The organism is Streptomyces sp. ISL-96, assembly GCF_018614035.1.
GTDB lineage: Bacteria > Actinomycetota > Actinomycetes > Streptomycetales > Streptomycetaceae > Streptomyces.
The window spans coordinates 40,879-63,230 of sequence record NZ_JAGGPA010000022.1 but is presented as its reverse complement, the minus strand read 5'-3'; the positions used below and the strand labels follow the sequence as shown (position 1 = coordinate 63,230).

Here is a 22,352-nt window from a genome sequence, read left to right as displayed (position 1 = left end):
GACCGCGGGGGCCGGGCACCCGCTCAGCCCGAGGCGTCAAGCCTGAGGCGCGGGCTTGAGGACGGCGAACGTTGCGCCGAAGGGGTCGGCGAGCCAGGCGATCCGGCCGACGTCCGGGATGTCCGCGGCGGGCATGACGACCGAACCACCGTTCCCCTGAGTCTTGGCGACCGTCTCCTCAGCGTCCTCCACCGCGAAGTACGGAACCCAGCGAGATTCCTCGGACGCGTTCTGGAGCGGGGCGATACCGCCAAAGGCGGCCTCCTGCTGGTCGCCTTCGGCGGTGGAGATGACCGTGTACGTCATGCCCGGCGCCGCCTCCATCTCCTGCGCACGCCAGCCGAACAGCGAGCCGTAGAAGCGGAGTGCCGCCGCCGGATCGCCGATGTGCAGCTCGGCCCAGCACAGGGTGTTGTCTTCTGAGGCCTTCTCCAGTCCCTTGACGGCGGTCGGCTGCCATACGGCGAACTCCGCGCCACCCGGGTCGGTGAGGCAGGCCATCCGCCCTGCGTCCATGACATCGAAGGCCTCGACGCGGACGGTTCCGCCACCTTGCTCGGCCGCCCTGACCGTGGCATCCGCGTCGGGCGTCTGGAAGTACACCGTCCATGCGGAACTGGCCCCCTCCTCCGTCAGTGGCCCGAGGGCGGCGACCGTCTTGCCGTCCAGCTGGAAGAAGCCGTATCCGCCCGCCTCGGGGCCCACCGACAGGAAGTCCCAGCCGAAGACGCTGCCGTAGAACGCGGCGGCGGCCGAGGTGTTCGGGCTGCCGAGGTCGAGCCAGTTGGGGGATCCGGTGACGAAGTCGGTGCTGAGCATGGTGGTACGCCCTGCCTCTCTGGAGGTTTCCCGCGGGGTGGTCGACGCAGCACCTGCCACCCTTGCCGATCGCCCCCATGCGGGCGTCAGCCATCGCAGTGGCAGGGAGCCGGATTCATCCTCATGGACCAGCGGCTCATGGACCAGCGGCCGCTCACCGCCCGCCACCCACCGCCCCCGGCGCGGGCCTGACTGACTCAGGCCTGAGTGACTCGGGCCGGGGGCGAGGGCAAGCTTGGGCGATCGAATCAGTGGAAGATCACCGAGCGCACCTCCAGCCGCTCGGAGCCGTGGCCGGTGTGTGCCCGGAGGGTGAACTGGCGGCCCGTGCAGCCGGCACCGGAGTAGACAGTGGCGGGCCCGTCGGTGGCGTTCCTCGGCGTGTGCGCGGGCGGCACGAAGTCGTCGGCCACTTCGGGGAGGGTGATGCAGGGGCCGCTCGGAGGATCGATCAGTTCGACGGTGATCCGCTCGCGGGACATGTCGTCGTACTGGTAACTGAAAGCGCCGACGGCCGCTCCGGCCGAGGTGGGCATGGTCAGGACGAGCGTGAGGGCACCGAGAGTGGCGGCGACGGCGTGACGAAAGCGCATGAGTGCTTCCTTCTGCGGTAGGCGATACCGGACGCCGTGTCCTTCCCGATGCGACACCCCGGAATGCGCCGGGTCATTCGTACGGGGCCGCAAAAACGATCCAGCACCCGCTGTTCGGGCGGTGTTCCACCCCTGATCAGGACGGCGGACGGCCGGTCAGTGCTGGTGCCCGGAAGACTCCTTCCCTTCCGCCGTCGCCTTCCCGGCCTCGACGGTGAAGGCGGCGGTGCGGACCTTGCCGTTGTGCTGGAAGTCGAGGAACAGGCGGTACGCCCCGGGGCTGGGGGCGGTCGCGGTGAAGGAGATGTCCGGGCCGGGCTTGGTGGTGCCGTCGTCGGGTTCGCCGTTGGGGTGGACGTGGAGGTAGGCGAGGTCGCCGGAGCGCAGCGCGACGAGGTGACCGTAGGCGCCGAGGTAGGGCTGGAGGTCGGTGACGGGCTTGCCGTCCTTCGCGACGTTGAGCCGAAGCTCGCTGCTCTTCCCCGGGCGCAGTCCGCCGGAGAGGGTGACGTCGTATCCGTCGACGTTGGTGGTGGCGGCGGGGGCGGGCAGCTCGGCTGGGGCGTAGTTGCCGGAGACGGCCAGGTCGGCGCCGAGGGTGATTGCGGTGGCGTCCTTCTTGGCGGGCTTGAAGTCCGCGAAGGTGCGGTACGCGCCGGCGGTGGGGAGATCGGCTGTGGTGCTCCAGGTGCCGTCGGCGGCGCGGGTGGGGTGGAGGTGGCGGTAGACGGTCAGGTCGCGTGAGGCGACGATGAAGTGCAGTTCCTTGCCGTGTTCGCGCTCGTAGGCGGTGATCTTGCGGCCGTTGTCGTCCTGGATCGAGAAGCGGAGTTGGGTACGTTCGCCGGTGGCGACGCGGGGGGTTTTGAGGGCGAGGGTGTAGCCGCCTTCCGAGATCTGCAGGCCCCCGGCGGCCGGTGCGGTCTTGTCGTCGCCGTGTCCGCCGTCTCCGCCGTGCCCACCGCCCGCGGCGGCATCGGTCTCCTTCGCCTCCCCGTGCGCGGCGTGTTCCGTCGGCTGCTTGTCCGCGACGACGGGGCCGACGCCCTTGCCGACGCCGTACGCGGTGCCGAATGTCGCGGTAATCGCCGCAGCGAAGGCTGTGATCTTCAGTCCGGTGTTCATGACGCTCCCCTGGCGGTATGAGCCGCTGCTGAAGTGGCGGCCGATGCACCAAATATACCCCCCAGGGGTATAAAGCTCAAGGCCTGCTCAGCTCAGCTCAGGCTTCACCGAGCAGCGGGCCGAAGGTTTCCCGCCCCAGCAGCTCCGCCTGCCGGGGACCGAGAACCTGGCCCCGTATCTCCGGGTGGTCCGCCGCCCAGCGCAGCGCCGACGCGCTGTCGGCGAAGAAGTTCAGGGAGGAGCAGCAGGCGTCCACCGCAGGTCCGGAGCACGCACCGGTGGAAACGAGGACCACTGCGGACTCGGGCTCCCACACAGCGGCGCCGTCGCGGAAGGCGACCGTGATGTCCCGCCCGTTGTGCGGGTCGGCCGAGCGGATCTCCACGTCGCGGCCGAGCATCGGCGCGATGCCCAGCGCGTCCACCGCGCACATCGCCCACACCTGCGGGCCGCCCGAGATCTCCACGCGATGCACCGTCGGTACGGGCGAGAAGGGGTACGCCGCGCGAATCCGGCCGTCCGCCCCCAGAACCAGATAGTCGGCGGCGGAGAGCTGGGCGAGCACATCGGCGGGCGGAAGACCGAAGGGCGCGGCGGCTTCGGCGAGTTCGTCATCCGTGGGCGGCCGCCCATGCGTGGCGAAGGCGCGCAGAACCGCCCGCTGTACGGCGCGCTGCCCGCCCTCGGCCGGTGCCAGTCGCCCCCGCCCGCCGCGGGCGAGCACGTCGGCCGCGAAGTGCTCGCCGAGAGTCGCGCGCAGGCGCTCGACCGAGGGCACTCCGCTGACCGCGTCCTGTTCCGGTCCGTACAGCCGGCACGACAGGCTCGCCGTCTCCCCCTCCCGCGCGAAGGGATCGACGCCATTGACCAGCAGGGTCGGAGATCCGCGCATCCCCAGTCGCACAGCCTCGCTCTGTCCGCTCACCTCACGCCATGCCACCTGTACGTCGTTCCGCCCGGCCAGCACCTCGGCCAGCCGTCCGCGCAGCACCTCGGCCAGGGGGCACTCGGGGACCGCCAGCACTGTCAGTTCCATGACTGCCTCCTCGTCCGTCCGTACTGGCGACGCTAAACGTTCCAGTGCGGTGGAAGGTCAAGGGCGTACGGTGAATGCATGCGCATCGGAACCCTCGCAGCCGAAGCAGGCGTGAGCACCAAGGCCATCCGCTTCTACGAGGAGGCGGGACTGATGCCCGCGCCGCCGCGTACCCCCGGCGGCTACCGCGACTATCCGCCACGGGCCGCCGACCGGCTGAGCTTCATCCGCAACGCCCAGGCAGCCGGGCTCACGCTCGCCGAGATCCGTGACGTGCTGGCCATCAGGGACGGCGGGCAGGCGCCGTGCGAGCACGTCGGCGCGCTGATCTCCGAGCATCTGCGGCAGGTCGAGGAACGGATCGCCGACCTCACGCGCGCCCGCTCCGCACTGCTCGAACTGGAAGCGGCGGCCGCCGCGACGGACCCCGCCACCTGCCCGGACGGGCCGATCTGCCGCATTCTCAACGCGACCGCTCGGTCGTCCGCCGCTCAGGCGGTCCGGTCGTTGCGGTCGCGGCGGCCGCGGCGGTCCGGTTCCTCGTCCGGACCGTGACCGGCCCGCGCGCGCGGCACCAGCGTCGGGGCGACGTTGCCGAGCACGGTGTCGCGACCGACCACGACGCGGGCCACGTCGTCCCGGCTCGGCACCTCGTACATCACGTTGAGCAGGATCTCTTCGAGGATGGTGCGCGCCGCCCGCGCGCCGGTGCGGCGCAGAAGCGCCTGGTCGGCGATCGCGCCGAGGGCGTCCTCGGTGAACTCCAGCTCCACGCCGTCGATTTCGAACAGCCGCTGGTACTGCTGGACCAGCGCGTTGCGCGGCTCGGTGAGGATCCGTACCAACGCCGCCCGGTCGAGCGGCTGTACGGTCGACATCATCGGCAGCCGGCCGACGATCTCCGGGATCAGACCGAACTTCAGCAGGTCCTGGGGCATGACCCCGGCGAAGGCGTCCTGCTCTTCCCTGCTCTCCTTGCCCGCCGGGATCGTGGCGCCGAAGCCGATGCTCTGGCGAGTGGCCCGCTGCTCGATGATCCGCTCCAGACCGGCGAACGCCCCGCCGACGATGAACAGCACGTTGCTCGTGTCGAAGGGGATGAGCTCCTGCTGCGACTGCTTGCGGCCGCCCTGCGGCGGAATGCTCGCGGTCGTGCCCTCCAGGATCTTCAGAAGCGCCTGCTGTACGCCCTCACCGCTCACGTCACGCGTGATCGACGGGTTCTCGCTCTTGCGGGCGATCTTGTCGATCTCGTCGATGTAGATGATCCCGGTCTCGGCCTTCCTGACGTCGAAGTCGGCGGCCTGGACCAGTTTGAGCAGGATGTTCTCGACGTCCTCGCCGACGTACCCGGCCTCTGTCAGAGCTGTCGCGTCGGCGATGGCGAACGGGACGTCGAGCGTTCGGGCGAGGGTCTGGACGAGGTACGTCTTGCCGCAGCCGGTGGGGCCGAGCAGCAGGACGTTGGACTTGCCGAGTTCCACTTCCTCCTCTCCACCCCGTCGGCCGGCCACCCTCACCGCGCCGATGCGCTTGTAGTGGTTGTAGACCGCCACGGCGAGCGCCTTCTTCGCGCCGTCCTGCCCGATGACGTACTCGTCGAGGAAGGCGCGGATCTCCCACGGCGTCGGCAGCTTTTTCCGCTCGCCCGAGGCCTGCCCGTCCGGCCCATCCGGTTCCTCCGCGATGAGTTCGTTGCACAGGCCGACACATTCGTCGCAGATGCAGATGCCGCCGGGGCCCGCGATGAGCTTCTTGACCTGCTTCTGGCTCTTCCCGCAGAACGTGCACTTCAGCAGGTCGCCGCTGTCACCGATACGTGCCACTCGGGAACGTCCTCACTCATCGAAATGTTGCAACCATATGACGTCACCATCTGGATGCGACGGTATCTTGAACCGACACGGACGGCAACGCGCAGGCAAGTGAGGACCATGGGCCGGCTCAGCAGGGCGGAGCTGCAGGAGCACAACCGCGCCAGGGTGCTCGACGCGGCCAGGAGCGAGTTCACCGAGCGTGGTTTCCCGGGAGCCAAAGTGGACGCCATCGCCGAGCGCGCCGGGCTGACCCGTGGGGCCGTGTACTCCAACTTCCCCGGCAAGCGGGCGCTGTACTTCGCCGTACTGGCCGACCTCGCGGAGCGCGTACCCGAGCCTCCGCACCCCGAACCCGGCCACCCCGAACTTGGCTACACCGCACCCGAGGCACTCGGCGCACTCGCCCGCGCCTGGATCGCCGGGCTGCCACTCGTCGGCGCCGACACCGGCGATCGGTACGGGGACGGCGAGGCCCGGCTGGGCAGGCACCTGATGTCCGAGGTCCTCTCCGAGGAGCGGATGCGGCGGCCGTTCGCGCAGCTGATGAAGCTGGACGCGATCCTGCTCGGTCTGGCCCTGGAGGAACTGCGGCCCTCCGGCGCGCCACCGGCCCGCCTGGTACGCACGGCGGAGGCAGTCCTCACGACGCTCCACGGGGCGAGTCAGATGGCCGACGCCGCGCCGGGCTTCATCGAGCCCTTCAACGTCGTCAGCGCCTGCGAGCGGCTGGCGGGCCTCGATCTCCAGGACGCGTGGCCCCCGCCGCACCTCCCCTACATCCCCCAGGCACGCCCCGCCGACGAGCCGTGGTCCCCGCCGCCCGCGATGGACGCCGTACGCGGCGAGCCGGCGCGTACGGCGCGGGACGGCGTGGTCGCGATCCTCGGGCTGCACCGGCTGGAAGCCGCGGAGGAAGCGGTACGGGCCGCACCGCCCGGGGCCACGGTCACCGCCGTCCTGGTCACCGGCGAACCGGCCGAGCTGCTGCCGCTGGCAAGGCTGACCGTCGCCGGCCTCTGCGGCTGCCTGCGCCAGGCGTTCCCCCCGTCGGCGTGGCCGCGACTGCAGGTGGTGTACGACGCGTCGGGCGCCCTCGCGCAGGCGGCGGGCGTCTCGGCGGTCAGCGACGGCACCGAGGCGGCCGTCCGTATCCAAGGGGGCCGGATCGTCGCCCGCGCGGACGGCCGCGGCGCCTGCCACGCGGCCGCCACGGCGGTCGCGACCGGCGGAGCCACGCGGGCACACAACGCTCGCGCGGACGACGGGAGCCGCTATTCATGACGGAGTGGAAGGCCCTTCGCGGGCGTCACGCCAGGAAGTGGTCGCGAGCCGCCGGGAAGAACCGGCTGAACAGTCCTTGACCCCAAGCGCGGTTGATGTTCAAGAGTGATCCCTGAACCCGGCAGCCTGCGCGCCGGCGAACGGATCAGGAGCGTATGACATGCACGCGATACGGCTGCACGCTTTCGGCCCCGCCCAGAACCTGAGCTACGAGGAGGTCCCCAGCCCCGTTCCCGACGAGGGGCAGGTGCGGATCGATGTGCGGGTGAGTGGAGTTCACCTGATCGAGACCACTCTGCGCCGCGGCCTCCCCGTCGGCCCCCATGAGCCGCCGGCCCTCCCTGTCACTCCCGGCGCCGAGGTCGCCGGTGTCGTGGGGGCAGTCGGCCCGGGCGTGAGCGGGGACTGGCTCGGCCGCCGGGTCGTGGCTCAACTGGAGCTGGGCAGCGGGTACGCAGAGCAGGCCGTCGCCACCGTCGACTCACTGCACCGGATTCCCGACCACCTGGACGACGGCACCGCCGTAGCGATGATCACGACGGGCTCCACGGCCGTGGGCGTACTCGCGGTCGCGCAACTGACCTCACACGACGTGGTGTTGGTCATGGCGGCGGCCGGCGGTCTCGGCAGCCTCTTCGTGCAGGCGGCACGTCACGCCGGCGCCCTCGTAGTGGCCGTGGCCGGCGGACCCGCGAAGGTGGATCGGGTCCGTACGCTCGGCGCCGATGCCGCCGTGGACTACCGCGAAGCCGACTGGCCCGCACACGTCCGCAAGGCGCTGGACGGCCGGGACATGAGCGTGGTTTTCGACGGAGTGGGTGGGCGGCTCGGCCGCGCGGCGCTGGAACTGCTGGGCCCCGGCGGACGGTTCCTGCTGCACGGCTGGGCGGCGGGGGAGCCGACCGAGATCACGACGCGCGATCTGGTCGAGCGTCAGCTCACGGCGACCTGGGCGATCGGGCAGAATATGATCCCCGCCGGCGGCCCGAGCGAACTGGCGGCTCGCGCACTGGACGAGGCGGCGGCAGGCCGTCTCGTCCCGTTGATCACTCGTTTCCCGCTCCAGCGGGCCGCTGACGCGCACGCCGCCCTGGAAGCCCGCGAGACCGAGGGCAAAGTGGTCCTGACGGTATGACACCCATGCTATGACGCCGTATGAGCGGCTACTCGGGCCGCGACGCTCCGGGCGTCAGGTGCGCGGTGAACCAGTCCCGGGCGAGGTCGGCGACCTTCTCCAATGCCCCTGGTTCCTCGAAGAGGTGCGTGGCGCCCGGTACGACTTCGAGGCGGTTCTCGCAGCGCAGCTCCGCCTGGGCCTGCCGGTTGAGGTCGAGCACCAGGGTGTCGCGGCCGCCGACGATGAGCAGCGTGGGTGCTCGTACGTCGCCGAGTCGCGGCCGGGCGAGGTCGGGCCGGCCGCCGCGCGAGACGACGGCGCCGACGTCCGTTCCCCCGCCCTCTTCCCCGCCCGTCCTGGCGGAAGCACCGGCGGACGCGGCGGCCCGCAGCGCTGCCGCGGCTCCCGTGCTCGCCCCGAAGTAACCGATCGGGACGGACGTGCGGCGGCGCAGCCAGCGGGTGGCGTCCCCGAGTCTCCCGGCCAGGGTTTCGATGTCGAAGACGTTCGCCCGGTGGGCTTCCTCCGCGGGCGTGAGCAGGTCGAAGAGCAGCGTGCCCAGACCCGCACGGTTCAGGGCCGCGGCCACCGACCGGTTGCGCGGGCTGCGGCGGCTGCTGCCGGAGCCGTGGGCGAACATCACGACCGCCGTGGCGCCCTTGGGCATGGTGAGATCCCCGGCGAGCCGGACACCGCCGGCGTCCACCTCGACGGCCTCCTCGACGCCTTCCGCGTCGTTCTCCTCGGCCTCCCGCGCGGCGGGTTCCCGCGCAGCCATCTGCCCCAGCAGTGCGATGACTTCCTCGTCGGAGGTCTGCGCGAAGTCGTCGTACCACTCGCCGACCGCGCGGAACATTTGCGGAACGGACAGGCACACGACCTCGTCCACCTCGCTGCTCAGCCGGGCGACCGCGTCCGGCGCTGCCACCGGAACGGCAAGCACCACGCGAGCCGCACCCTGCGCCCGTACGACCTGGCACGCGGCCGCCGCCGTGGCCCCGGTCGCGATGCCGTCGTCGACCACGACGACGGTCCGCCCCTCAAGCGCCAGCCGCGGCCGGTCACCGCGGAACCGCCGCGCCCGCCGTTCCAGCTCCGCCTTCTCGGTACGCTCGACCGCCGCGACGTCGTCGGGCCCGACCCCTGTACGGCGGACGATGTCGTCGCTGATGACGCGTGCCCCGCCCTCGCCGATGGCGCCGAACCCCAGCTCACGGTGGTACGGGACGCCTAGTTTGCGTACGACGATCACATCGAGGGGAGCGCCGAGCGCCCGCGCCACTTCGAAGGCGACCGGGACACCGCCCCTGGGCAGGCCGAGCACGACGGGCTTTTCGCCCTCCAGGTGCCGCAGAGCCAGCGCAAGCCGCCGCCCCGCGTCGGCGCGATCGGTGAACAGCACAGTGGTTCACCCCCAAACCAGGGGAGACAGAAACCACGTCCGCACCCTCTTCGAAACAACCCCATTTGGCACTGTTTGGCAAGTTGGCGGACGTACGCCGGCCGGCGTAGTCGTGTACGGCGGCCGGGTGCGGCCGTGACACCTCGGTCTTGAGCCGCAGCGGTTGCGGTTGTCGCTTCCCGGAGCCAGGATGTCCTTGACCCAATGGTGACTATCGCTCACTCTTCGTGTTCGGGGGTCGTTGCTGCAACGAGGTGAAGCATGTGAGCCTCGCGGTAAGGAGCCACGGCCATGACACTTCCCAGCGGCCGGTATTACGCGGTCGAACTGCACGTATCGGCGGAGCGCGTCTCGCAGATCCGGCGCATCGTTGCCGCTCACCTGCGGCACTGGAATCTCGAGCTGCACATCCAGCCTGTGTGCAGGGGTGTCGAGGAACTGCTGACCAATGTCCACCGGCATGTCGGCGACGACAACTGGTGCGTGGTCGAACTGCGCTGGACCGGAAGGCACCTGACGGCTTCGGTGGCCGACAACGGCCCCCCGATGCCACGCCTGGCCTCCGCCGGTGGAGGCGGCCTCGCCGTTGTTGCCCGGCTGTGCGACAGCTGGGGAACCTGCGGCACCGCTGACGGCAAGGTCGTGTGGTTCACGCGACGCGTGGAGGACGCGCGCAACAGTCCGCTGATGCCGCGCCCGCCCGTTCCGGGCGTGGGCGACGCCAAGGGCCGACCGGCCCCGGCTCCGGCACCCGTCGCAGCTCCGTCCCCCGCCCCTGCCCCTCTCCCGGCCCCGGTCCCCGTACCCGCGTAGCCGGAGCCGGAGCAGGACCCGGAGTCGGGGAAGCGCGAGACCGGGCTGCGCTCCACGCCGGAGCGCAGCCCGGCCTCCGCCCGTCGTGCCACCCCGCTCAAGGTCATCGGCGCGGGGTACTGACGCCCCGCCCGCGCACAGGACTAGGTTGTGCGCCATGAGCAATCTCGAGCGCCAGGCCGTGCCCTCCGTCTGCGGCGGCCGAGGCTTCGTCGTAGCGGAGCCGGTACGTGAACTCCTGACCGCCCGCAAGGTCCAGCTCGGCGAGTCCACCCAGGTACGCAGGCTGCTGCCGAACCTGGGCCGCCGCATGATCGGCGCATGGTGTTTCGTCGACCACTACGGCCCGGACGGCATCGCCGACGAGCCCGGCATGCAGGTCCCGCCGCACCCCCACTTCGGGCTGCAGACGGTCAGCTGGCTGCACGACGGTGAAGTCCTGCACCGCGACAGCCTGGGCAGCCTCCAGACGATCCGGCCGCGCGAACTGGGCCTGATGACCTCCGGCCGGGCGATCAGCCACTCCGAGGAAAGCCCGGAACCGCACGGGCGCTTGCTGCACGGTGCTCAGCTGTGGGTCGCGCTGCCAGAGGGCCACCGCGACATCGAGCCGCACTTCCAGCACCACGCGGACCTCCCGGCCGTCACGGCGCCCGGCCTCACCGCCACCGTCATCCTCGGCTCACTCGACGGCGCCGCGTCGCCAGGTGCGACGTACACGCCGATTGTCGGCGCCGACCTGGCGCTCGCACGAGGCACCGAGACCCGGCTCCCGCTGGACCCCGACTTCGAGTACGCCGTCCTCTCCATGTCCGGCGAGGCGCACGTCGACGGCGTGCCCGTACTCCCCGGCTCGATGCTCTACCTGGGCTGCGGCCGCACCGAACTGCCCCTGCGCGCCGAGTCCGACGCCGGCTTGATGCTCCTCGGCGGCGAGCCCTTCGAGGAGGAGCTGGTCATGTGGTGGAACTTCGTGGGCCGCTCCCAGGAGGAAATCGAGGTGGCCCGCAAGGACTGGATGGAGGGCACCCGCTTCGGCGAGGTCCACGGCTACGCCGGCGCCCGCCTCCCCGCCCCCGAACTCCCGCCGGTGCCCCTGAAACCGCGCGGACGAGTACGTTGACCTAGGGTTATGGGAATTGGTCTCTTGGTCGCGAGGCGGAGGTTTCGTGCCCCGTGGCCTGTCATGCCGGGGGGCACTCGGGGTCTCGGAGTGATCGCCTGAGACGCAGGGCGGGAGTCGCAGGTGTTGGCACCCGTGACCAGGTCTCATCAGACTCTTGCTGACCCTTTGCTGACCTTACTGACGAGTAATCAGGTTGTGGGTTTCGTCGGGGGGGCGGATGTGGGCTCGAGTACTTGAGGGGGCGGCGCGCCGCCTGCAACTCAAGCGCAACGGCCGCGACGCGGAGTTCTTCGGCGGGCCGGGCCCGACAGCCCGTCAGGGTAACCCCGGTCAGTCAGGCGGCGGGACGAGATCACCGCGCAGCCGCCGGGCGCGCAGCACCAGCTCCATTTCGAAGCGGCGGTCCGGGTCGTCCATGTCCTCGCCCCACAACTCACGGAGCTGTCTCAGCCGGTAGCGCACGGTCTGCGGGTGGACTCCGAGCCGGTCGGCCACCTCCGGCGCGCCACCCCGCGTTTCCAGCCAGGCCAGCAGGGTCTCGGCGAGACGGTGGGCGTGCGCGGGGCCGCCGGTCTCGCCCAGGTGGGCCAGCCGCCGCCGCGCCAGATCGTCGATCAACTCCCCTGAGGGCAGCAGCACCAGGGCTTCGACGTGCTCGCCGCAGTGCAGGAGCCGCCCTTGCGGCAGCAAGCCCTGCTCGATCATCCCGACGGCGGCCTCGGCCCAGCGCAGCGACGTTGCGGCCTCCGCCAGGGGAACCGACGGGCCGATCGCGCCGGACCAATTGGCCGTCGCCCGGTGCAGCAACTCCGCGCGCCCGGGGGCGTCCGGGTCCGGCACCACCATGCGCGGCTGCTCGCCCTCCATATCGAGCAGCACCTCGTCGCCCACGGCGGGGGCGACGGCCTCCTGGGCGGGGCGGAGCAGCACGGCCACCGCCACCCTTTCGGGCAGTTTCCAGCCGACGCCGGCCGCGCGGTCGGCGAGGAGGGCGGACGGATCCGTGCGGTGCTCGGCGAGCAGGAGCTCGACGAGTTGTCGTTGCAGGCGCAGCCGCTCCCCGGCCTGGCGGGCGACAGCCTCGGCGTAGCCGCGTACCGACTGAGCCACCATGACGTCGAGGTACTCGAACGCGGACTCGGCGAGTTCGTACATTGCTGCGGGCGGGATGTCGACCTGCTGGCCGATCTCCGCCATACGCCGCCAGGAAAGGCGCACGCCCAGCCGGTAGATCCCCTGCAAGGAGTCCAGGCTGCGCCCCTGCGTGACTTCGCCGCGCCCGAAGTCCTGGAACATTTCGGGAAGGACGCGCGGCCGGTCCGATCCCGTGGTCATCTGCTCCACGAAGAGCTCCAGCGCGTTCCGGATCGCAACCAGGGCCTTCGGTTCTCCGGACTCGTCGGCGATGAACGCCAGACCCGGATATTCCCGTCGGATCGCGGCGAGGATGTCCTGTGCAAGCTCGGGGACCTGTTCCAGGGCGCGGTCGGCGAAACGCTGGATCCGTTCTCGTGGCACGTCGTGCCACGCTGACGACGCTTCCACAGCACCGCTCCTGGATGTCCGTCCGCATGCCGCTCGATCAGCCGGCCTGGTCTTTACAACCTAGCCCGCGCTGGGGCTCGGCGTGCTGGACGTCCCGTTGGCGGGAGGGTCGGGGAACGTGACGAGCGGCACATTCTGCTGCTCGGGTGTGGCGTTGAGAGCGGCGACGATTCCGAAGGCGGCGCCTGTGGCCAGGACGGCGGAGGCAACGCAGGTCAGGAAGGCGGCGAGAAGTCTGGGCATGAGAGTGATCGGCCTCTCTGTCGATGAGGTTGTCACCCAGCGCGCCGGCCCGGTCCGGCGCGGTCAGTATGCGAGTCGCATTGACAGGTGGTCAAGCGCCGCCTAATTTCGCCGGTCACAGCGCTGTTACTCCCGGGTACGCCACTCCTCGGCCCGGACAGGCTGGAAACCGTGCGTGCGACCCCTTCCCGCACAGTCCACGAATGCCCCGCACATTCCGCCCGCATTGGAGTACCCGTATGCGCCATTCAACGTCGCGTTTGTCCCTGATTCTGCTGGGTCTTGGTGTCTTTCTGCTGGTACTCACCCAGCTGCTCGTCTGGTACGTGGAGCCGCGTGCCAAGCGCACACCGACCGACGTGAACTCCACGACGGTCTTCAGCGGTGAGGGCAGCTATTTCGACACCGGATCCGTCTCCACGGTCGAGGGCCAGACCATAACGATCACCCGCCGGGTGCTGGGCGACGTCGCCGGCAGCGAGCGCAGCGGAAACGCGATCTGGGACGTGTCGACACAGATCGACACCCCGAAGACGCTGCCGCTGGCAGACCCGCGGAGATCCCTCCAGTGGACCACGGAACGCTGGGTCACCGACCGCCGGACCAACCTGCCGGTGCGCTGCTGCGAGGAGAAGCCCAGGTTCGAGGGCGAGGCCTACCTGAAGTTCCCGTTCGACGTCGAGAAGCGCGAGTACACCTGGTGGGACAGCACCCTGGGTGCCGCCGTGCCGCTGAAGTTCAAGGGCACCACCACGATCCGCGGCCACCGCGGCTACCTCTTCGCCGGCACCGTAGCGGCCACTGCCACCGGCACCCGTCAGGTGCCCGGCGCGCTGGTGGGCCGCCGACAGGGCCAGGTGCTCGCCGAGGAGTGGTACTCCAACGCGGGGATCGAGCTGACGGTGGACCAGCGCACGGGCCGGATCATGAACGCGGTGATCGCGCCGACCAAGACGCTGCGGGCCCCGGGCTCGAAGAAGGACGCGGTCACCCTGCTGTCCAGTAAGCGGCTTGAGTTCACCGACGCGACCCGGCGCGAGCAGGTGACGCTGGCCTCCGACGACGGCAGTCGGCTGAAGCTGCTCGGCGAGACCGTGCCGGTGGTGGGCGGGATCGCAGGCGGCCTGCTTGCGGCCGCCGGCGTCGTGATGCTGATCCGTGGCCGCCGTCAGACGGAACACTCAGATAAGTGATAAAAGCTGGCCGCCGATCAGACCAAACTTGTCACCCGCGTGCGTAGTGGAACGAATCACTCGAACGAACACTTGGGTTACCCCGCAGTAGAAACAAATCATTCCGGTTTGAGCCGACTCCCACTCCCAGGAGTCCGCCACCGGCCCGGTACTCGCTCACCCATCGAGCGCACCCGGTCGGCACCGTCGCCGCAATAACGGCAGTACCCGCACTCCGCACCAGCCCAGCGCTTCACCCCCGGAAGCCCGGCAATCCCTCACCCGCCTCTCCCCGCAGCCCGCCGAGTCGGAGCACCTCTATGCCCCAGCACGCGTCCGCTCTGGCCTCCGGCCAGGAGGACTCCCCCGCTCAAGCGCGCCCCGGCGGCCGAGTCACCGACTCGCTCGCCTTCGACCCCCACATCGCACCCGTCGCGGAACCTCTGCCGCGCCGGATCACCTTCCTCGCCCGACGCGACCTGGGCAACCAGGCCGCCGGCGGCTCGGAACTGCTCATCGACCGGATAGCCGGCGGTCTGACCGCCGACGGCCACGAGGTCACGCTCGTGTGTGGCGGCCCGGCCGCCGAACGCGACTACCGAGTGGTCTCCGCAGGCGGCGACGCGGGACACTTCCTGCGCGCCAGGAAGACCTTCGCCCGTGAGGTCGGCGAGTGCGACCTGCTGGTCGAGGTGTGCAACGGCATGCCGTACCTGGCGCCGCTGTGGCACCGCGGACCGACGTTGTGCCTGGTCAACCATGTGCACACCGACCTTTGGCAGATGCGTTATCCGGGCCCGGCGGCCCGGCTCGGCCGCAGGCTGGAGCACTGGGCGCTGGCAGGCACTCACCGCGACAACCTGATGGTGGCCGTCTCCGAGTCGACCGCCTCCGAGCTGCGCGGCATCGGCGTGGCCGCGGACCGCATCCGGATCGTCAACAACGGCGTCGAAGACCCCGGCCCGCTGCTGCCCGAAGCGAAGGAACCGCTGTTCCTGGCCGTCGGCCGGCTGGTCGAGTACAAGCGCATCGATCTGCTCCTGCGGCTGTGGGAGCGGGTCCGTCCGGTCACCGGCGGTCGGCTCGTCATCGTCGGTGACGGCCCCGAACGCGAGCGGCTGGAAGCCATGGCCGGCCCCGGTGTGACATTCGCCGGCCGGGTGTCGGAGGACGAGAAGCACCGGCTGATGTGCGAGGCGTGGCTGCTCTTGCACCCCTCCCTCGTCGAGGGCTGGGGGCTGGTCGTCACCGAGGCAGCCGCCCGGGCCACCCCCGCGGTCGGTTTCGACATACCGGGCCTGTGCGACTCCATCGAGGACGGGAAGACCGGGGTACTGGCCCGGGGCGAGAGTTCCTTCGCCGCCGCGTGGTGCGCGCTGTCCCTCAGTGCCCACCGGCGCGCAGCCATGGGACGTGCCGCCGCGCGTCGCGCCAAGCGCTTCCGCTGGAGATCCACGGTCCGTCAGTTCCAGGCTGTCGCCGCAGAAGCCGCTGCGCTCGCCTCCGCCCCGGGACGCGGGAGGTGAGCGGCCATTCCTGAGGTCACCGAAAGCGCGTACAAGGATCCGTCGCTGCGGCGATCGGCCACCCTCTTCCGGGCGTTCATGCGCGAACAGAGCGACCCCGAGCGGTGCTACACCCTGCTCGCCCGTGACTCGGTCGCGCAAGTGGCACGTCACATCGACCTGCCCGGCAAGATCGTCGTCGACATCGGCGGCGGCAGCGGCCACTTCACCGAGGAGTTCCGCCGCCGCGGCGCGCGGAGCTACCTGTTCGAACCCGACCTGCGGGAGCTGAGCGCCCGCGGCACGGTGACCGAGGACGCGGTGCTCGCCGACGGATACCTGCTGCCGCTCGTCGACGGCGCGGCGGACGTGTGCTTCTCGTCCAATGTGCTGGAGCACGTGGCGGACCCGCAGACCTTCATCAGCGAGATGGTGCGGGTCACCAGCCCCGGCGGACTGATCTATCTGTCGTTCACCAACTGGCTCTCCCCCTGGGGAGGTCACGAGACAGCGCCGTGGCACTACCTCGGGGCCGGCCGGGCCCGCGATCGCTACGAACGGCGCACCGGTCGCGAGGCCAAGCACACCCTCGGCGAAAACCTGTTTCCCGTCCACATCGGTCCCACCCTGCGGCACGTCCGCGGCCGTGACGACGTGCAGGTCGTCACGGCGCGGTCCCGTTACTGGCCATTCTTCGCGAGCACGATCACCCGGGTGCCGGGACTCCGCGAGATCGCCACCTGGAATCTGCTGCTGATTCTCAGGCGAAGCCCATGAGCAAGCGAAGCGAGGAACGGTCATGACCACTACGGTCCAGGCGCCCACCCGGGCGCCGCAGCCCGGCCCGACGCCGTCCGAGGCGTCCCGGGCGCCGCGGGGACGACGCCTGCTGTTCGGCTTCTGGGCCGTCGTGCTGGTGTGCTTCCTCGCGGTGTCACCGGGGAAGATGACGTTCGAGACCAAGCTCGGTGTCGCCCTCGACCCCTGGCGCTTCCTCGGCGACCTCGGTTCGCTGTGGAACGGCAACATGGGCCTCGGCGGCATAGCCAACCAGTACATCGGCTACGCCTTCCCCGCGCTCCCCTACTACGCGCTCACGGACCTGCTCCAGGTGCCGGTGTGGCTGGCCGAGCGGCTCTGGCTGTCGATCATCGTGACAGCCGCCTTCTGGGGTGCGCTCAGGCTCGCCGAACGGCTGCGCGTGGGCACGCCCGCGACCCGGTTGCTCGGTGCGGTGGTGTACGCGCTGTGGCCCACCTTCACCATCGTCATCGGCTCGACCTCCGCCGCGGCGCTGCCCGGTGCCCTGCTGCCCTGGGTGCTGCTGCCGCTGACCTCCGCGGCGCTGAGCCCCCGTACGGCCGCCGCGCGTTCGGCCATGCTGATCCCCTTCATGGGGGGTGTGAACGCCGCCTCGACGCTGGCCTCGCTGCTCCCCGTGGGTCTGTACCTGCTCAGCCGCCCGGCCGGCCGGCGCCGGCGCGCCCTGCTGGGCTGGTGGATACCGGGCGTCGTGCTGGCCACCGTGTGGTGGGTGGTGCCGCTGCTCCTGTTCGCCATCCACGGCGAGAACTTCATGCCGTACGTCGAGCAGGCCGACACCACCACCGCCACCATGTCCGCGACCGAGCTGCTGCGCGGCGCCGGCAACTGGGTGGCGTATCTCCACTTCGGTGAGGCGTGGTTGCCCGCCGGCTGGACCGTCGCGGCCTCCGCCATCACCGTCCTCGGTTCGGCGTTCGCCGCGGCCCTGGGACTGGCGGGCCTGGCCCGCCGGGACCTCCCGGAGCGCCGCTGGCTGCTGCTGACCGTCATGGGCGTCGTCCTGATCACGCTGGCGGGGTACGGCGGCGCCTTCGGCGGTCCGTTCCACGGTGTCGTGCAGGACTGGCTGAACGGGTCGCTGAAGCCCTTCCGCAACATCTACAAGTTCCAGCCGGGACTGGCCCTCGCGCTCGCCCTCGGACTGGCCCACCTGACGGCTGTGCTCTCCGTGAGCAGAAGTCCTCGCGCACTTCCCGGTCGCCGCTGGGCGCCCGCGGTGGCGGCAGTGCTGGTACTGCCCGGCCTGGCCCTGCCGTACCTCAACGGCTCGATCCTGCAGCCCGGCGCCTTCACCAAGCTGCCCACCCACTGGGAGAAGGCAGCCGGCTGGCTCAAGGACAACGCCCCGAACAGCCGGGCCATGGTCGTACCGGCGACGGCGCACGGCATCTACACCTGGGGTTCCCCCATCGACCAGCCGTTTGACGTGCTGGCCGAAACGCCCTGGGCACAGCGTGACTTCGTCCCCTTCGGTACACCCGGCTCACGCCGTGCGACGGACGCCGTCGAGCAGGCGCTGCTGTCCGGCACCGAGGTCCCGGGCCTTCAGGCGTACCTGGCACGGGCCGGCATGCACGAAGTGGTCGTGCGTAACGACCTCGACCCCGACCAGATCGGATATGTACCGCCGCAGACGGTGAAACGGACCCTGGAATCCTCCGGCTACAGGAAGGTCGCCGGGTTCGGCCCGCTCGTGACCGGCGGGCGCATCGCCGCCGACACCCCGCTCCAGGTGCAGGGGCTGTATCCGCGGCTCCAGTCCGTGGAGATCTATCAGCCCCAGGACCGCGACAGGCGTCCCGGCAGGGTCGGTGTGTCGGCCGCGGCCGACACGGCCGTGGTCAGTGGCGGACCCGAGGCGCTGCTCCAGCTGTCGGCCGATCCCTCGATGGCCGACCGGCCGGCCGTGCTGGCCGGGGACAGTTTGCCCAAGGGCGTCACCGCACCGGTGAAGGCCGTCGCGGACGGGCTGCGCCGAGCCGACACCCGGTTCGGACTGGTCAACAACAACACCTCGTACACGTACACCCCGGATGAGCGCAATCACTCCGGCAGCCTCCAGAACCCGGGCGAGAAGCCCAGGCAGATCCTGCCGTCGGAGGGCACCGGTCACCAGACGACGGCCCACCTGCGCGGTGCGACGTCCGTGACGGCCTCCAGCAGCGGTAACTGGCTGTTCCACCTGCCGCAGTACGACCCGGTGAACGCCTTCGACGGCAACCCGGACACCGCGTGGGCCGAGGGGAGCCCGGGCAAGCCGGCCGGTCAGTGGCTCAAGGTGGACTTCTCCGGGCCGACCGACGTCCCGGCCTCCATCCAGCTGACGCCCCTGCCGGGCGACAGCATGCGCGCCGCGCCCACGCGGGTGCGGATCGAGACCGACCGCGGTTCGGCCGACAGCCCGCTCCAGACGAACGGCCTGCCGCAGACCGTCGAGGCGCCCGCCGGCGAGGCCTCCTGGATGAAGATCACCGTCCTTGCCGCGCAGCAGGCGCGGCCGGGCCTGACCGGGGCCGGCTTCTCCGAGGTGTCGATCCCGGACGTGCAGGTGACGCGCATGCTGGCGCTGCCCGCCGACGCGAAGCGCACCGACGCGGCGGCGACCGTGTACTCCCTGCACCGCGGCACCGACGCGGGCGGCTTGTCGCCCGTATCGGCCGAGGTGGGACTGCACCGGCAGTTCAGCACCCGGGAAGCGGGCGAGTACAAGGTGTCGGCGCGAGCCGTCGCCGTGCCCGGAGGCCCGTTGGACGAACTGCTGGACCGTTCGGCCCCGGGTTCGAAGAACCGGCTGACGGCCTCCGCGGACTCCACCAGCCGCAACGGCATGTCGCTCAGCGCCCGCAACCTGGTCGACGGTGATCTGACGACCGCCTGGATCGCGGGCGACCGGCCGGTCGTCCACCTGAGCTGGCCCAAGAAGGAGAAGGTCGACGAGATCGTCCTGGCGCCGGCGGGCGGGGTGTCCACCCGGCCCGAGCAGGTGCTGATCAGCTCGCCGCACGGCGCCGCGACAGCTGATGTGGACGAGAACGGGCGGGTGCGCTTCCCGGAGATCGAGACGAACCGGCTCGACATCACCGTCAGCAGGGTCGCCCCGCTCACCGTCCACAATCCGGTGGCGGACGCGCAGTTGCAGCTGCCGGTCGGGCTCAGTGAGGTCCACGTACCCGCGCTGGCCGACCTGCGGGTGCCGCCTCCGAAGCCGTCCGCGCGCTTCTCGCTGCCGTGCGGTGAGGGCCCGGACCTTGCCGTCGGCGGTGTCCTGCACAAGACGAAGGCATCCGGAGCGGTACGGGACCTCACCGAGCGGCGTCCCGTCACCGTCGCACTCTGCGCAGGAGACGAAAAGGACGGCACCCTGAACCTTCCGGCCGGAAAACACGAGGTGGAGGCGGGTGATGCGGGTCCGCTGGCGATCACCGACGTCACGCTGACCCGGGGCACCCCGCAGAAGATCGCGGGAGCGGCGGAACGCGAGGCCGTCGTCACCCAGTGGACCGACGACAGGCGGACCGTGTCGGTGTCGGCCGGCTCCGGCGAGGCCACGTACCTGCAGACCTACGAGAACGCCAACGACGGCTGGAAGGCCACCCTGGACGGTACGGAGCTGGAGTCGGTGCGGCTCGACGGCTGGCAGCAGGCCTGGGTGGTCCCGGCCGGGGCGTCCGGCACCGTGAACCTGGAGTTCGAGCCCTCCGGGCCGTACCGGGCCGCCCTGATCGGCGGTGTGCTCGCGCTCGCCGCGCTGGCCGCACTGGCCTTCGTGGGCCGCAGGCGCAACGCCGGCGCCGCCGACGAGGAGCTGCCTGAACCGGCGGCACCCAGGATGCTGCTCGGGACGCTGGCGCTGACCGCCGTCGTCGCGGTGGCGGCGGGTCCGCTGGCCCTGGTGGTGCCCGTACTCGCCGTGGCGGCCCGGTTCCGGCCGGCCGTCCTGGTGCCGACCGCCGCGGTGGCGATGGCCGCAGCGGGCATCGTCGCGGCCGCCGGCGCCGGGGAGCCGGCCGCCGACGGACAAGGCGCGTTCAGCGCCTTCGCCCAGGTACTGGCACTGGTGGCCCTGTCCGCCGCCTTGGTGACGGCGGTAAGCCCGGCGACCGCCGGTCGGAAAAGCGACGGCGGCGGCGACGCGCCGGAAAGCGACGGCGACGGCGGCGCACCGGAAAGAGACGGCGGCGCGCCCGTAACCGGACCGGTGGTCACGGCCCGGCAGGGAAGCACGAGCGCCGGGGACCGGACTGAGCCGCTCCCTCGGCATCCAGGACGCGGTGACCCGTCATGACCTCGTCGTGGACCGCCGCCGGGAGGGGGGCCTCAACCTCTCCCGGCGGGGTCCGGATTCCCTTTCCGGCCACCGATGAGGTGTCGCGGCACTGCGTCAGTGACGACGAGCCGGAGACCGTACACATCGAAGTCCATCTGCCCGGACGGCTGGACCCGGCACGGTTGCGGACCGCGTTCCGGCGGGCATTGCTGATGCACCCCCGGGTGCTGATGCGGGAAGTGCCCGGCCGCCGGCACCGGCAGTCCTTCGTCTGGGAGCTGACCGGCGAACCGGACAGTGACCCGGTGAGCTTCGCGCGGCCGGGACCCGACGCGTTGGGCCGCGCCCGCGCGCGGGCCCTGACGGAATGCCCATCACTGGCCCTGTCGCCGCCGATGCGCCTGGAAGTCATCGAGGTGGACGGGGGAACGGCCGCCGGTGAGCTGCCGGAGGCGGGCGTGCCGGGGGCGACCCGGAGCGTGCTGCTGCTGACGATGCATCACACGGCCCTCGACGCAGGGTCCGGGCTGCGGGTGCTCGCCACGACCGCGGAGCAGTACGGCGGCTCGGCCGCTCTCCCCGTCGCCGGGCCGGTTCGGCCGGACCCCTCGAGGCCGGCCGCGACCGGCGGCACGGGCCGCGTGGTGTGCGCGCGGCCTGTGCGAATCGCGCCGGACTCCCGCCCCGAGCCGGTGCGCACCCGCGCCGCGGGCAACGGCATGCTGCAGGCGGAACTGCCCGTTCCGCCGCGTGTGGGTCGGTCCGGCGGGCTCGCGCCGTGGACCGTCAACGACCAACTGCTGGTCGCTGCGTCTCTGATGGTGGGCCGCTGGAACGTCTCGCAGGGCCGGCCGGCCGGTCCAGTGCGGATCACCATGCCCGTCGACGACCGTCCGCGCGGCAGAGAGATGCCGATGGGGAACGGAACCCGGCTCCTCGAGGTGGCCATGACCTCCGAGGACCCGCGCGACCCGGACCTGCTGCTCGGTGAGCGGCCGGATCCGGCGGCCGTGGCCCGGTTGCTACGCACCACCGCTCGGCGTACTCGCGCGCTCAAGTCGGTCCACGGTGCGCCGCTGGGGCCAGGGACGAGCCTGTTGACCGCGCCGTTTCTGCCGGTCGGGATCCGGGGCACGCTCACCCGTGGCGCGCGGCGAGCGGCGGCGCCCTGGACATCGACGTTGCTGGTCACCAATATCGGGCGCATTCCGTACGCGCTGGACTTCGGCGAAGCAGGCCGGGCGAACGCCGTGTGGTTCTCCGCACCGGCGCGGATGCCGCGCGGGCTGAGCGTGGCGGCGGCTTCCACCGGCGGGCGACTGCATGTGACGCTGCGCTGGTCGCGGGCGCTGCTCGGTGACGCGTCGGGCGCGTACCTGACCGGCTTGTTCGAGCAGGCGCTTTCGGCAACGTCACAGGTCACCCGGCCTGGATCGAACGCTGGGGGTTCTGGTCCGGAAGCCGACGTACCGGAGGCGGATGCCACCACTCCGGACGCCACCACTCCGGACGCCACGACTCCGCACGCAGAGGCGCCCGGAGCTCCGGGGAAGGCCCGCCGACCCGGCGGGCCGCACGACCGCAACGCGCGGTGTCCGGACCCGACACCGGGTGGAGCCCGCTCCGTCCGGCAGAACCATGCGAGGCCGTCATGACCCGCTCACCC

Annotated in this window: 17 protein-coding genes and 1 pseudogene; 10 read left to right on the top strand and 8 right to left on the bottom strand. The window is 71.1% G+C overall.

The window, feature by feature from the left end:
• Positions 1-36: 36 nt before the first annotated feature.
• From J7E96_RS15685 to merB, 4 genes are all read right to left on the bottom strand, one after another.
• Positions 37-819 (bottom strand): VOC family protein, encoded by a 783-nt coding sequence (locus tag J7E96_RS15685; RefSeq protein WP_215131854.1) that lies wholly within the window; start codon positions 817-819, stop codon positions 37-39.
• Between the two features lie 248 nt (positions 820-1,067).
• Positions 1,068-1,412: a hypothetical protein gene (locus tag J7E96_RS15680; protein ID WP_215131851.1), complete on the bottom strand. Its 345-nt coding sequence runs from the start codon at positions 1,410-1,412 to the stop codon at positions 1,068-1,070.
• 156 nt (positions 1,413-1,568) lie between these two features.
• Positions 1,569-2,537, bottom strand: a complete 969-nt coding sequence (locus J7E96_RS15675; protein WP_215131848.1) for a hypothetical protein — start codon at positions 2,535-2,537, stop codon at positions 1,569-1,571.
• A gap of 97 nt (positions 2,538-2,634) precedes the next feature.
• Complete coding sequence (gene merB / locus J7E96_RS15670; RefSeq protein WP_215131846.1) at positions 2,635-3,573, bottom strand: organomercurial lyase; 939 nt, start codon at positions 3,571-3,573, stop codon at positions 2,635-2,637.
• Between the two features lie 78 nt (positions 3,574-3,651).
• Here merB and J7E96_RS15665 point away from each other — a divergent pair.
• Positions 3,652-4,038: pseudogene (locus tag J7E96_RS15665) on the top strand (heavy metal-responsive transcriptional regulator); the annotation flags it as partial.
• 26 nt (positions 4,039-4,064) lie between these two features.
• On the opposite strand, the gene clpX reads toward J7E96_RS15665, so the two are convergent.
• Complete coding sequence (gene clpX / locus J7E96_RS15660) at positions 4,065-5,399, bottom strand: ATP-dependent Clp protease ATP-binding subunit ClpX (protein ID WP_215131841.1); 1,335 nt, start codon at positions 5,397-5,399, stop codon at positions 4,065-4,067.
• Between the two features lie 108 nt (positions 5,400-5,507).
• On the opposite strand from clpX, the gene J7E96_RS15655 reads away from it, so the two are divergent.
• Positions 5,508-6,671 (top strand): TetR/AcrR family transcriptional regulator, encoded by a 1,164-nt coding sequence (locus J7E96_RS15655; protein WP_215131838.1) that lies wholly within the window; start codon positions 5,508-5,510, stop codon positions 6,669-6,671.
• Positions 6,672-6,831: 160 nt separating this feature from the next.
• Positions 6,832-7,806: a zinc-binding dehydrogenase gene (locus J7E96_RS15650; RefSeq protein ID WP_215131836.1), complete on the top strand. Its 975-nt coding sequence runs from the start codon at positions 6,832-6,834 to the stop codon at positions 7,804-7,806.
• Positions 7,807-7,834: 28 nt separating this feature from the next.
• Here J7E96_RS15650 and J7E96_RS15645 read toward each other — a convergent pair whose 3' ends face one another.
• The gene (locus tag J7E96_RS15645; RefSeq protein ID WP_215131834.1) at positions 7,835-9,190 is read right to left on the bottom strand and encodes a phosphoribosyltransferase family protein; all 1,356 of its coding nucleotides are present in this window, start codon (positions 9,188-9,190) and stop codon (positions 7,835-7,837) included.
• Between the two features lie 291 nt (positions 9,191-9,481).
• On the opposite strand from J7E96_RS15645, the gene J7E96_RS15640 reads away from it, so the two are divergent.
• Entirely contained in the window at positions 9,482-10,003 is a 522-nt protein-coding gene (locus J7E96_RS15640) for an ATP-binding protein (protein WP_215131832.1), read from the top strand.
• 157 nt (positions 10,004-10,160) lie between these two features.
• On the top strand, positions 10,161-11,126 hold the full coding sequence (locus J7E96_RS15635) for a pirin family protein (protein WP_215131830.1): 966 nt from the start codon (positions 10,161-10,163) through the stop codon (positions 11,124-11,126).
• Positions 11,127-11,459: 333 nt separating this feature from the next.
• Here J7E96_RS15635 and J7E96_RS15630 read toward each other — a convergent pair whose 3' ends face one another.
• Together J7E96_RS15630 and J7E96_RS15625 are read right to left on the bottom strand one after the other, a co-directional pair.
• Positions 11,460-12,647: a CdaR family transcriptional regulator gene (locus J7E96_RS15630; protein WP_215131828.1), complete on the bottom strand. Its 1,188-nt coding sequence runs from the start codon at positions 12,645-12,647 to the stop codon at positions 11,460-11,462.
• A gap of 87 nt (positions 12,648-12,734) precedes the next feature.
• A complete protein-coding gene (locus tag J7E96_RS15625; protein WP_215131826.1) occupies positions 12,735-12,917 on the bottom strand; it encodes a hypothetical protein in 183 nt (60 codons plus the stop codon).
• Between the two features lie 239 nt (positions 12,918-13,156).
• On the opposite strand from J7E96_RS15625, the gene J7E96_RS15620 reads away from it, so the two are divergent.
• The 5 genes from J7E96_RS15620 (at position 13,157) to J7E96_RS15600 (ending at position 22,341) form a co-directional block, all read left to right on the top strand.
• Positions 13,157-14,110, top strand: coding sequence for a DUF3068 domain-containing protein (locus J7E96_RS15620; RefSeq protein ID WP_215131824.1), 954 nt, complete (start codon positions 13,157-13,159; stop codon positions 14,108-14,110).
• Positions 14,111-14,409: 299 nt separating this feature from the next.
• On the top strand, positions 14,410-15,615 hold the full coding sequence (locus J7E96_RS15615; protein ID WP_215131822.1) for a glycosyltransferase family 4 protein: 1,206 nt from the start codon (positions 14,410-14,412) through the stop codon (positions 15,613-15,615).
• A 78-nt stretch (positions 15,616-15,693) separates the two neighbouring features.
• Positions 15,694-16,371: a bifunctional 2-polyprenyl-6-hydroxyphenol methylase/3-demethylubiquinol 3-O-methyltransferase UbiG gene (locus J7E96_RS15610; protein WP_215131820.1), complete on the top strand. Its 678-nt coding sequence runs from the start codon at positions 15,694-15,696 to the stop codon at positions 16,369-16,371.
• A gap of 22 nt (positions 16,372-16,393) precedes the next feature.
• On the top strand, positions 16,394-20,704 hold the full coding sequence (locus tag J7E96_RS15605) for an alpha-(1->3)-arabinofuranosyltransferase family protein (protein WP_215131818.1): 4,311 nt from the start codon (positions 16,394-16,396) through the stop codon (positions 20,702-20,704).
• The gene (locus J7E96_RS15600) at positions 20,701-22,341 is read left to right on the top strand and encodes a condensation protein (protein WP_215131816.1); all 1,641 of its coding nucleotides are present in this window, start codon (positions 20,701-20,703) and stop codon (positions 22,339-22,341) included. Before J7E96_RS15605 ends, J7E96_RS15600 begins: the two co-directional genes overlap by 4 nt.
• Positions 22,342-22,352 lie beyond the last annotated feature (11 nt).

Coding starts and splice junctions, on each gene's coding strand:
- J7E96_RS15685 (WP_215131854.1), bottom strand. CDS start 819: ATGCTCAGCACCGACTTCGTCACCGGATCCCCCAACTGGCTCGACCTC.
- J7E96_RS15680 (WP_215131851.1), bottom strand. CDS start 1,412: ATGCGCTTTCGTCACGCCGTCGCCGCCACTCTCGGTGCCCTCACGCTC.
- J7E96_RS15675 (WP_215131848.1), bottom strand. CDS start 2,537: ATGAACACCGGACTGAAGATCACAGCCTTCGCTGCGGCGATTACCGCG.
- merB (WP_215131846.1), bottom strand. CDS start 3,573: ATGGAACTGACAGTGCTGGCGGTCCCCGAGTGCCCCCTGGCCGAGGTG.
- J7E96_RS15655 (WP_215131838.1), top strand. CDS start 5,508: ATGGGCCGGCTCAGCAGGGCGGAGCTGCAGGAGCACAACCGCGCCAGG.
- J7E96_RS15650 (WP_215131836.1), top strand. CDS start 6,832: ATGCACGCGATACGGCTGCACGCTTTCGGCCCCGCCCAGAACCTGAGC.
- J7E96_RS15640 (WP_215131832.1), top strand. CDS start 9,482: ATGACACTTCCCAGCGGCCGGTATTACGCGGTCGAACTGCACGTATCG.
- J7E96_RS15635 (WP_215131830.1), top strand. CDS start 10,161: ATGAGCAATCTCGAGCGCCAGGCCGTGCCCTCCGTCTGCGGCGGCCGA.
- J7E96_RS15625 (WP_215131826.1), bottom strand. CDS start 12,917: ATGCCCAGACTTCTCGCCGCCTTCCTGACCTGCGTTGCCTCCGCCGTC.
- J7E96_RS15620 (WP_215131824.1), top strand. CDS start 13,157: ATGCGCCATTCAACGTCGCGTTTGTCCCTGATTCTGCTGGGTCTTGGT.
- J7E96_RS15615 (WP_215131822.1), top strand. CDS start 14,410: ATGCCCCAGCACGCGTCCGCTCTGGCCTCCGGCCAGGAGGACTCCCCC.
- J7E96_RS15610 (WP_215131820.1), top strand. CDS start 15,694: ATGCGCGAACAGAGCGACCCCGAGCGGTGCTACACCCTGCTCGCCCGT.
- J7E96_RS15605 (WP_215131818.1), top strand. CDS start 16,394: ATGACCACTACGGTCCAGGCGCCCACCCGGGCGCCGCAGCCCGGCCCG.
- J7E96_RS15600 (WP_215131816.1), top strand. CDS start 20,701: ATGACCTCGTCGTGGACCGCCGCCGGGAGGGGGGCCTCAACCTCTCCC.